Origin of the sequence: Rhodococcus sp. ACS1 (genome assembly GCF_002300155.1) — a bacterium.
Classification (GTDB): domain Bacteria; phylum Actinomycetota; class Actinomycetes; order Mycobacteriales; family Mycobacteriaceae; genus Rhodococcus_F; species Rhodococcus_F koreensis.
In genome coordinates this window covers 722,032-732,512 of record NZ_NSDZ01000002.1, presented here as the reverse complement: position 1 = coordinate 732,512, position 10,481 = coordinate 722,032, and the positions used below count along the sequence as shown (strand labels likewise).

9 protein-coding genes are annotated in these 10,481 nt (G+C 65.9%); all 9 read right to left on the bottom strand.

Translation table 11 applies throughout. The annotated features are described in order from the left end of the window. Positions 1-457: 457 nt before the first annotated feature. The 9 genes from CJ179_RS10555 to CJ179_RS10515 all read right to left on the bottom strand — a co-directional run bounded on the left by CJ179_RS10555 (position 458) and on the right by CJ179_RS10515 (position 10,413). Positions 458-1,933: an NAD(P)/FAD-dependent oxidoreductase gene (locus CJ179_RS10555; RefSeq protein WP_095861409.1), complete on the bottom strand. Its 1,476-nt coding sequence runs from the start codon at positions 1,931-1,933 to the stop codon at positions 458-460. Positions 1,934-2,169: 236 nt separating this feature from the next. Continuing rightward, a complete protein-coding gene (locus CJ179_RS10550; protein ID WP_095861408.1) occupies positions 2,170-2,901 on the bottom strand; it encodes an SDR family NAD(P)-dependent oxidoreductase in 732 nt (243 codons plus the stop codon). After that, on the bottom strand, positions 2,898-3,836 hold the full coding sequence (locus CJ179_RS10545; protein WP_095861407.1) for an alpha/beta hydrolase: 939 nt from the start codon (positions 3,834-3,836) through the stop codon (positions 2,898-2,900). The genes CJ179_RS10550 and CJ179_RS10545 overlap by 4 nt, the downstream gene beginning before the upstream one ends. 25 nt (positions 3,837-3,861) lie before the next feature. Further along, positions 3,862-5,244 (bottom strand): glutamine synthetase family protein, encoded by a 1,383-nt coding sequence (locus CJ179_RS10540; protein WP_095861406.1) that lies wholly within the window; start codon positions 5,242-5,244, stop codon positions 3,862-3,864. Then, on the bottom strand, positions 5,241-6,542 hold the full coding sequence (locus tag CJ179_RS10535) for a glutamine synthetase family protein (RefSeq protein ID WP_095861405.1): 1,302 nt from the start codon (positions 6,540-6,542) through the stop codon (positions 5,241-5,243). Before CJ179_RS10535 ends, CJ179_RS10540 begins: the two co-directional genes overlap by 4 nt. Beyond that, entirely contained in the window at positions 6,535-7,596 is a 1,062-nt protein-coding gene (locus CJ179_RS10530) for a hypothetical protein (protein ID WP_095861404.1), read from the bottom strand. The genes CJ179_RS10535 and CJ179_RS10530 overlap by 8 nt, the downstream gene beginning before the upstream one ends. Then, the gene (locus tag CJ179_RS10525; RefSeq protein WP_095861403.1) at positions 7,593-8,381 is read right to left on the bottom strand and encodes an SDR family NAD(P)-dependent oxidoreductase; all 789 of its coding nucleotides are present in this window, start codon (positions 8,379-8,381) and stop codon (positions 7,593-7,595) included. Before CJ179_RS10525 ends, CJ179_RS10530 begins: the two co-directional genes overlap by 4 nt. Then, positions 8,378-9,688, bottom strand: coding sequence for a DUF1116 domain-containing protein (locus CJ179_RS10520; RefSeq protein WP_095861402.1), 1,311 nt, complete (start codon positions 9,686-9,688; stop codon positions 8,378-8,380). Before CJ179_RS10520 ends, CJ179_RS10525 begins: the two co-directional genes overlap by 4 nt. Next, positions 9,682-10,413, bottom strand: coding sequence for an SDR family NAD(P)-dependent oxidoreductase (locus tag CJ179_RS10515; RefSeq protein ID WP_095861401.1), 732 nt, complete (start codon positions 10,411-10,413; stop codon positions 9,682-9,684). Before CJ179_RS10515 ends, CJ179_RS10520 begins: the two co-directional genes overlap by 7 nt. Positions 10,414-10,481 lie beyond the last annotated feature (68 nt).

Sequence of the window (10,481 nt, the reverse complement as noted above, 5' to 3'; positions counted from 1 at the left end):
TGCGAGTCGGTCCTCGTCTGCGGCAGCCTGCAGTTCGGGGCCGGCGTTGGCCGCGGCGGTGAACTCGGGGCTCGGCGCGAACGCCGCTAGTTCGGAGGTATCTGCTGCGCTCGTCATGGTGGCTATCTCTTTCTCGACTGACGTCGGCAGTCATGGGTGTGGCTGGCATCCAGCCTGTTTCACGGGTCTAGAGTCTTCTGCCGCAACGGTGTACCGGTGATCTTCGTTCGACACGGCATTGGTGCGGTGGAGTGGTGCTCTCGCGGGGAACGCGGTGTAACCTGCCGCGACACGGTGGTGTCGCGGCGGGCGGTTCTCCCACGGCGTTGTGGCGCCGAATTGGGAGGGGAAGCTCCGAGTAGCTTCCCCTCCCACGGTCCAGCCGGTGTCCAACGGCTGGAGCAGGATGCCGGCACCCGATCAGGCTGGGGCGCGGGTGCCGGCAAGTTCAGGGCCGTCAGTCGGTCTTGACGGCCAGCCGGCGCAGCAACTTCGTCGCCGCGATGTAGGCCGATGCGCTGAACGGCCACTGGGAGACGATCTTGCCGCTTCCGGCCTGGAAGTAGTTGCGGGTCGTGGCCCACACGGTCTTACCCAACGCGCTCTGTACCCAGTCGTTGTAGATCAGGAATGCCGAGCGCCGCACCGAAATTCGGGTGTGGCCCTTCTTTACGGCGCGGGAGATCAGCCCGGCGGCGAAGCTGGCCTGCGCCTCGTAGAAGGACACCAGCGGAATGGCGTTGGTGTTCGGGCCGTACATGATGAAGAAGTTCGGGAACCCGGGCACCATCATCCCGAGGAAGGCCTCGGGCTCACCTTCCCAGTGGCCGTGCAGATCGGCGCCGTTCTCGCCGCGGACCCGGTAGTTGCCGAGGTAGTTCGCTGCGTCGAACCCGGTCGCGAGGATGATGACGTCGAGGTCGTGCTCGTCGCCGTTGGCGTCGACGGCGCCGGTGCGCGTGAGTCCCTTGACGCCGTGGGGGACCAGGCTGACCTTGGGGCTCTTGAGCGCCGCGTAGTAGGTGTCGCTGACCACGGTGCGCCGGGCCTCGTAGGCGAACTTCGGGGTGACCAGCTCCATCAGATCGGGACGATCACCGAGCTCGCGCTGCATGAATTCCAGCGACTGCTGACGCTTGACCTTGTTGGTCCGGCCATCGGAGCGGGCGTGACTGGCCCGGTACTGCCGCTTGTCGTAGTCGGCGTACAGCTTGAACCGCCGCCAGGCGTAGATCGGTGCGAAGCGGTTGAGCTTGCGCTCCTGTTCGGTGAAGTCCCGGCTGTTCTTGGGGAGCAACCAGTTGGGCTCGAGCTGGAAGATCTTCACTTCCGAGCCGGCCTTTTCGGCCTCGGTGACGACCTGGACTGCCGACGAGCCTGTGCCGACCACGCCGATCGACTTGTCGGTCAGATCGAGGCCGTCGATCCACCGCGAGGTGTGGCACAGGGCGCCCTCGTAGTCGCTCTCGCCGCGGGCGAACGGCGGAACCAACGGGATGTTGAGGAAGCCTACCGCGCTGATGACGGACATGAACCGTCCGTGATCGGTGCCGGATTCGGTGGCCACGATGTAGTCGTGGTTCTCGTCCGACCAGGTCACGCTCTCGACCTTCTCGTTGAAGAGGATGTGCTTGTGCAGGTCCCACTTACGGGCGACGTGCTCGAGGTAGCCCTGCAGTTCCTGCCATCCGGCGTGGGTGCGGCTCCAGTCATAGCGCTCGTAGGAGAACGAGTAGATGTGGGACTCGAGGTCGACCTCGGCGCCCGGGTACCGGTTGTGCCACCAGGTCCCACCGAGTCCGGGGGACTGCTCGAAGATGATGAAGTCCTCGATCCCCTTCTTCTTCAGCGCGATCGCGGCTGCGATGCCGCTGAATCCGGAACCGATGATGGCAACTCGTGCTGTGGTCCGCCCGCGTGCGCTGGGTGCCATGGCGTTCTCCTGTCTGAAGGCTTGGTACTGGGGCCGGAGTCTGGGACCGTGTGGACTAACCCCAAACCTCTATTGGTTCAGTATTTAGGCCTTTAAGGTGGATGTCAATCCCCAGAGGGAAATTTGCTGATGCTGAGGGGTTTTTCGGGGGCGGCCGGGATGGATCGGCTCCCCGGGGTGGTGCGCGTGTGAGCGTGTCCGGGATCGGATCTCCGAGACCCGACCACGCGGCGTCGCTACTTGATCTGTGCTGTCCAACCGCCGTCGACGACCAGGTCGACGGCCGTGATGAAGGACGCCTCGTCGGAGAGCAGGAACGCAATTGCGGCCGCGATGTCCTCGGGGAGGCCCAGCCGGCGCAACGGTGTCCGGTTCTCCATGTCGGTGCGGCGCTCGGGCGCCCGCTCGTAGAGGTAGTCGATCATCGGGGTGAGGATCGCTCCGGGGCACACGGTGTTGGCCCGAATTCCCTCGGGGCCCAGCTGCAACGCCAGGGCATGGGTCAAGGAGACCACGGCGGCCTTGCTCACCTGGTAGGCGTCGAGGGGAGAATCCATCCCGCGGACCCCGGCGGTGCTGGCCACGTTGACGATGCTGCGGCCCTGACCACGTCGCAAATGGGGGATCGCGGCCCTGATCACCTTCCGCAGCCCGTGCAGGTTGATACCGAGGGTGGTGTCCCAGATCGACTCCTCGATGTCGAGCGTCGACCCGTCGCGATCGAAGAACGCCACACCCGCCGCATTGACCAGGTAGTCCAGGCCGCCGTCGGAGAAGGAGGCGAACAGGTCGTCGAAACGCTCGCCGGCAAGAAGGTCGAACGCCACGTACTCCACGCCGCTGGGCAGATCGTCGACCCGTTCCTTGACGTCGGTGGCCACGACCCGGACACCGTCCTTGACCAGACGATGTACCGTGGCGAGCCCGATCCCGCCGGCCGCACCGGTGACGAGCGCGGTGCGGGTCATCGCACGAGCTCCTGATCGAAGGCACGAGCGAGCCGGGAACCGGCGAACTCCATGGCGGCGGTGGCCGCGGGAAACACCTCGTCGAGCCCGAAGAAGCCGTGCACCATGCCGAGTGTCTGGTGCACCTCGACCGCGACGCCCGCGGCCTGCGCCGCTTCGGCGTACAGCTCGCCCTGCGGGCGGATCGGATCACATTCGGCGAGGATGACTGTGGTGTCGGGTAGCCCGCTCAGATCGGCCGACAAGACGTCCACCCGCGGGTCCTGCGCGAAGTCGGGGGAGGGCAGGTAGTTGTCCTGGTGCCACTGCATCTCGTCGCGCTCGAGCATGATTCCCTGGTACTCGTCGTCGAATCCGCAATCGAGGTCGCAGGTGGTGACGGGGTAGACGAGCAGCTGGTGACGCAGCCTGGCGACGCCGGTGTCACGCACATGAATCGCCACGGCGGCGGCGAGGTTGCCTCCGGCGCTGTCTCCGGCGATGGCGACGCGGGTGATGTCGACCGGCAGCCGGGCGTCGCCGCTGATCGCCCATTCGAGGGCGTCGATCGCGTCGTGGACTGCGGTGGGGAAGCGGTAGTCGGGACCGCGGCGGTAGTCGACGGACAGCACGGCACTGCCGGATTCGGTCGCCAGCAGCCGGGTGGTGACGTCGTGGGAGTCGATGCTGCCGAGCAACCAGCCGCCGCCGTGGAAGTACACGGTCAGCGGCAGGTCGGTCGCCTCGCTGGGCAGATAAAGCCGGCCGCGGATCCCCTCATCATCGCGCGTGGGAATCTCGACGTCGACGGTGTGATGGATCGCGGGCTTCGTCAGCGCCCCGAAGGTGTCTTCGAAGTTCTGCCGCGCGGTCTCCACCGGCAACAGGTGGGCGTTCGGTCGCCCCGACGCACGGGAGTCGTCGATCATCTTCTGGGCGATGGGATCCAATGGCATGGCGGTCCTTTCATGGACAAGGGTGTTAGACACGTTCGTAGTAGCGGCGGGTTTCCCAATCGGTCACCGTGTGGGAATCGAAGGAGGTCAGCTCCGCCTGGGCGGAGGCGAGGAGATGCTCGTAGACCTCGTCGCCGAAGGCTGCACGCGCCATCTTGTTCTTGGCGAACAGATCGATCGCACGGTGCATCGACGTCGGTACAAGTTCGACGTCGCGCCCTTCCCAGGCATTTCCGCTGAAGATCGCGGGCGTCGGCAATTGGCGCTCGATGCCGTCGAGCCCCGCGGCGATGGTGCCCGAGTAGGCGTAGTAGGGATTGACATCGGCACCGGGGATCCGGTTCTCGACCCGGTAAGACGGTCCGTGCCCGACCAGACGGAAGGCGCACGAACGGTTGTCCTCGCCGAGTGCGATGGCCGATCCAGCGAACTGGTCCGGCTGAAACCGCTTGTACGAGTTGACTGTCGGGGAAAACAGGAGGCTGATGTCGACAGCGTTGTCGAGCTGGCCGGCGACGAACGAGCCGAATTTCGCCGACATTCCGCCGTCGGCGGTCTCCGACCAGCACAGCGGCCTTCCCGTCTCGGTCGACCACATGCTCACGTGCAGGTGACAGGAAGAGCCGACGTCGTCGATCTTCGGCTTGGCCATGAACGTCACGGTCAAGTCGGCTTGGTGCGCGAGCTGCTTGATCCCGTACTTGAACAGGACATGGCGGTCGGCCATCTCGAGGGTGTCGCAATAGTCGAGGGTGATCTCCTGCTGGCCGAGACCCCACTCGGGCTTGGATGATTCGACCGAGATCCCGAACTGCGGCATCTGGTTTCGGATCTGGCGGATGAACCAGTCGTCCCGCCCGGACTGGATCATCTGATAGTCGGATCGGTAGTTCGAGAGCATCTTCAGGTCCTGATACCCTGCTTGCCAGGCGTCGTTGGGTGCGACGGCGGCGAGGAAGAACTCGAGCTCCGAGGCGAACTTGAACTCCAGTCCTTCTCGGTGGGCACGCTCGATCTGCCGCTTCAAGATGGTGCGGGGCGCCACGCTGAGCATCGTGTCCGAGCCGCACTCGTAGGCGTCACAGATCACCAGCGCTGTGTTCGGCTCCCAGGGCACCCGCCGCAGGGTGGTCAGGTCCGGAACCAGTCGGATGTCGGCCCATCCGTTGGCGGAGTTCGACACCGGCAGGTTGAGCGGAGTCATCTCGAGGTCGACGGCGAAGATGAAACTACTCGCGTTGATCCCGTCGCCGCTCAGGCCCAGCGACCGGAACGCTTGGATTGTCAGTCGCTTGCCGACCAGGCGCCCGTACGGGTCCGGGGTCGCGCAGACGATCGTGTCGATCTCCCCGGAGGAGACGAGTGCCTCGAACTGGTCGAGGTCGAGGGTCTGAATGTGTGTGCTCACTGGTGCTCCAGGTGTCGGGACAGTTCCCAGTCGGTGATCGAGTTGTGCATCCACTGCTCGAATCGTTCGAGTTCGGCCCGTCGGGTCGCCGCATAGGACTGGGTGAAGGTCTTGCCGAGCAGATCGGCGGCAAGTGCTGACGACTCGAACAGCGCCACGGCCTGAGCGAGATTGCTCGGCAGGTCGACCGCGCCGGCATCACGTGATCCGGAGTGGGGCAGGTCGAGGGATCGCTGGATGCCGTCGAGACCCCCGGCCAGCAACGCATCGGCGACGATGTAGGGGTTGGCATCCGCACCGGGACGGCGGTGTTCGACGCGCGCCGACCCGATCCCGCCGAGAAGCACGCGGCAGGCCACGTTTCGGTCGTCGTATCCCCAGGCTGCCTTCTCCGCAACGAACATTCCCGGCGCGATGCGCTTGTAGGAATTGACGAATGGATTGAACATCAGCGCCAGGTCGGGCATCGAGCTGACCAGGCCGGCGAGATAGTGACTGCCCTCCGGGGAGAGCTTGCCGGGTTCGGAGGCGAAGACGTTCTGGCCGCCGCGGGCGAGGCTCGAGTGGACATGGCCGCCGGCGCCGGACTTGTCGGCGAACGGTTTGGCCATGAAGCTCGCACGAAGTCCGTGCTCGGCGCACAGATCACGCAGGTACTGGCGTGCGCGAGCGGCGTTGTCCGCCGCCCGCAGCGCGGGCTGCGGGGTGAGAGTGAATTCGAAGAAACCCGGTCCGAGTTCGGCATGGAAGGCCTCGATCTCGATGCCGATCTCGTTCATCCGGTCGATGAACTGCTGGGCGAAGCGGTCGATCTCCGCGGAACGGGTCAGGCTGTAGGCGTTCTCCGTCGCCCCGAAGGGCTGGAACCGCGTCAGATCGCCGCGCTCGCAGTCCTTGTTCTCCTCGAAGATCCACACCTCGTACTCGTAGCCGAGCACGGGCTCGAGATCGAGTGCGCGGTACCGCTCGATCAGCGACTTGAGCACCGCACGAGGCGACGCCTCGAAGGGGCGACCATCGGGTGCGACATGGTCTCCGATCACCGCCTGCGTCCCCGGACGCCACGGCAGATCGATCCGGGTGCTCTCGTCGGGGACGAGTGTCATGTCGGGGTAGCCGTTCTCGGCGTTGCTGAACGGCGTGTCGGTCACCTCGTCGGTCAACGAGAGACCGTAGATGATGGTGCAGAAGGCGAGACTCGCGGGACTGACCGTCTTGTCCGACTTGACGAGCTTGCCGCGCAGGCCCAGGTCGTAGTCGGGGACCTCGAGCTGCGTCATCGAGACGTGATTAGACATGGTTGTGGTCCTTCGGGCGGAGTTCGGGGTTGCGTCCGACGCGCCGGTAGACGGCATCGGGTACGAGTGAGGGGTGTTTGTAGACCCACCAGGTGCAGGTGGCGTCGGCACGGCTCTCCGGCCACGTCGGTGGGTCGATGACTCTGGTCGGGTAGCCGAGGCGGTCGATGGGGATGACCTCGTTGAGCAGACAGCAGTGGACGCAGTAGGAGCAGATGCCGCGTTTGTTCCACGCCCAGTCATGGGGTTCGGTGGTGACGGCGAAGCCGAAGGGGGCATCGGCGCGGGGCTGGTCGGCGGTGATGTCGGGATCGAGCGAGCGACCGCCGGACCCACACGGAGCGAATCGGAAACCGATGCGATCGGGCTCGTCGATCAACTCGATGTCACCCTGTCGTGAGACCCCGGTCAGGTGGGCATGGAACCCGTCGACGATAGCGACCATCAGTTGGTGCGCCGATTCGTTCCAACTCTGGTTCGTCAGCGAGTAGCGACGGGCATGGATGTCGTACCAATCGCCCATCAGGAAATTCCACAGGTCGCCGAGTGACGACTCACCGATCAGGCGGACCGCGATGTCGATCGTTCCGGAGATACGGTCGACCGCCCGGTCGTGGATACCCAACCAGACCAGTCGAGCATTCTCGATGCTTCCCGGCGCTGCGGGGTCGTTGCGGCGGCACTGTTCGCTCGCCACGTCGACGGCCTGGACGAATTGTCCCCACTCCGCCTCGATGCCGGCCATCGCCGTCTCACCGATCAGATCGGTGAGACGGCGAACCGCCGCGTCGACGTCGTCCGCCGAAGCGCCGTGTGTCGTCATCCACTCGATCGCCCGGTCCGGCCACTGTTCGTAGATTTCGCGCAGTTCCTCGGCCTCGAGGACGGTGACCTCGACCAGAGCGGCCGCATCGTCGCACAGCCCTCGGCGGAACCGATCGACGGCGGTGCGGAAGGTCCCTTGGGCCAGTTCTTCCCAAGTGCCGACGCGTGCGTTTCTCCCGAGTGACGCCTCGTACGCCACCACGGGTGAGACTGGCTTCAGGGTGCTCATGTGAGAGTGAATCCTCCATCGATGCGAAGATCGGACCCGGTGATGAACCGAGCCTGATCGCTGAGCAGGAAGACGACGGCATCGGCGATCTCCTCCGGTCGCGCGAAACGACCGAGCGGAACGCGCGGAGCCAGTGACGGCGGGAGAGCGTCGGTGTCCTCGTGCGCGGCCGCCAGCGCCATCGGCGTGGCAACGAAGCCCGGCGAAACGCTGTTGACGCGGACCCCGTCGGCGGCGAATGCCCGGGCAGCGGACTGGGTCAGCATGGCCAGCCCAGCCTTGGACGCGGCGTACTGGGGAGTGGGGTCCGGGTTGCTCAACGCCACCACCCGGGCGCCTTCGATCGAGGTCACATTGACCACCCCACCGGACTCGGACTTGCGCAGCAGGTCCCCGGCCGCATCGATGACGTTGTAGGCACCGATGAGGTTCACTTCCAGGCACCGCAGCCACGACTCGCGGGAGACGTTCGCGAATCCGGTGTCGTCGAGAACCCCCGCGCAGTTGACGAGGTAGCTCAACCCTTCCGGGACGGTATTTTCGGTGATCACCGCCCGCAACGCGGCGACGTCGGTGACGTCGGCGGCGCAGCGCATCTGCAGGTCGGCGGGAATCCCGGGAAAGGACTCGGGCTCACGCAGGTCCAGGCAGATCGTGCGGATGCCGGCGGCCATGAGCGTGGCGGCGGTGGCGCGACCGATGCCTGAGGCGGCCCCGGTCACCAACGCCACCCGCCCGGTGAAGGTCAGCGGCAACGACCGCCGATCCGGCACGCTCGCGGTCATGATTGACCATACCTTTTGGCGTGCTCGTCCAGCGCCGCCGCGAAGCACTCGCGCGGTGCGCGGATCACTCCGGCGCCGATCTGGCCACCGTCACGACCGGCGAGACCGACATCCATGACTGGCAGGACGGCGGTGTCGAGGACCTTTCGGGCATCGACACCGGTGGGGGTGCCGCGGAAACCGAACAGTGGGATGCGGTAGGAGCTGTTCTCGCCGTGGGTGATCTCGTACATTTCCCGGTTACGTTCGATCATCACCTCGGGGGAGCCGCCCTGATAGTCCTGCAACGACAAGGCGCAGGCCTGCGCGAAGCCGCCGAGTCCGACGGTCTCGGTGATCGGGCTTTCCCCGCCCATCCAGGTGATTTCGTCCTCGCTGTGTCCGGCGAACAGCTTGCCCTGGTGGATCGGCGGCGGTCCTTCGAACCAGGTGTTGCCGAGGCCGGCAAGTTTGATCGCGAAGCCGCGGCAGCTGAACGCCATGGCGGAGACGAGGGTGGAGCCGGGGACGACCATCGCGTCGGCGGAGGCCTTCGCCGCGGCCATCGACAGGCGGAGGAAGAAGTAGTCGTTCTCGGCGAGGTGAAGCATGGTCTCGCGGACCCCGGGCACGGAGTCCTCGATCATGTCCAGCACCGACGGCAGGATTTCCCGGTTGAACAGGATCGAGGCGGCGGCGTTGCGGCTGTGCACCTCGTCGCCCATTCGCAGCGCCCGGGCGATCATCGGTTTGAGCGCGATGCCGCCGCGGCGGCGGATCGCCTCACCGACGACGGGCGCGAGAACCGTATTGACGTGCTCGAGCCGTTCGTGGACGCCCTCGTCGTAGCAGCCGTAGTTCAGCCGGCGCGGTTCCTTGCCCTCGTAGAAGTTGCAGAACCCGACGTTGCCGTGGGTCCGGTTCTCGACGACGAACACCGGCATCGACGCCGTGTAGATCCCGGCGAGCGAGCCGACCGCGTTGTAGTCGTGGCACGCGCCGATCTCGATGCTGCCGTCGGCGAACTTCGCGATCGCCTCGTCGCGGTCGGCGGCCAGGCCCTCGAACATGGCGCCACCGATCAGGGCTTCGCGTTGCCCACCGACGTAGGCCTCCCACGGCATCGGAGCGCCGGAGGTGAGCACCAGGTTGTCGCGGTAGCCGGGGAGCACCTCGCGTGCGGGCCGGACGTCGACCACCCACGGGTCGGCGTCGTTGAGGCGGCGAAACGCCTCGTCGTTGGCGGCCTCGACCGACCCGTCCCAAGCCTCGGCCGACCCGCCCCAGATCTCGGCGGGGACGGTCGCGAGATCGTTCGCGGTCACCATGCGGTGACACCGCCGTCGACGAGCAGGGTCTGGGCGGTGATGAAAGAGGCGCGCGGGGACAGGAGGAACTCCACAGCCTCGGCGACTTCTTCGGGCTCACCGATCCGCTTGAGCATCGCGTAGCCGGCGCTGACCTCTTCGCCGCCGGAGACCCGCGCCATCGATGGGCTCATCGGGGCCCGGATGACGCCGGGGGCGACGTTGTTGACCCGGATGCCGCGCGGGGCGAGTTCCTCGGCCAGGTAGCGGGTGTACGCAGCAATCCCGGCCTTGGTGGCGCCGTACACCGAGGCGCCGCGGAACCGGCCGAAGTGCCCGGTGAGGCTGCCTACATTGACGATGGCCGAGCCTTCGGTCAGCAAGGGTGCCGCGACGTCGATGACGCGTGCCATGCCGGCGATGTTCACCTGGAACATCAACTCCAGCTTGGCCTCGTCGAGCTCGCCGAGGAATGAGTCCCGAAGGATGCCGGCGCAGTTGATGACACCCGCGAGCGTCTCGTCTCCGGAGGTCACCGAATCGACGGCGCTCTCAACACTTTCGCGGCTGGTGACGTCCATCGCCACGGCGATGGTGCCCTCCAGTCCGTCCTGATTCGGGTCGAATGCGTCGATCGCCTGCTTCACATCCGCCGCGATCGGGGTGTAGCTGCTCTGCAGCAGCCGACGGCAGATCGCCTGTCCGATGACTCCTGCGCCGCCTGTGACGATTACTTTGTTGCCCACTTCGGGTTCCTTTCCAAACACGTGACCGTGGTCACCACGATGGACCCAGTTTCACCAATAAAGGACGA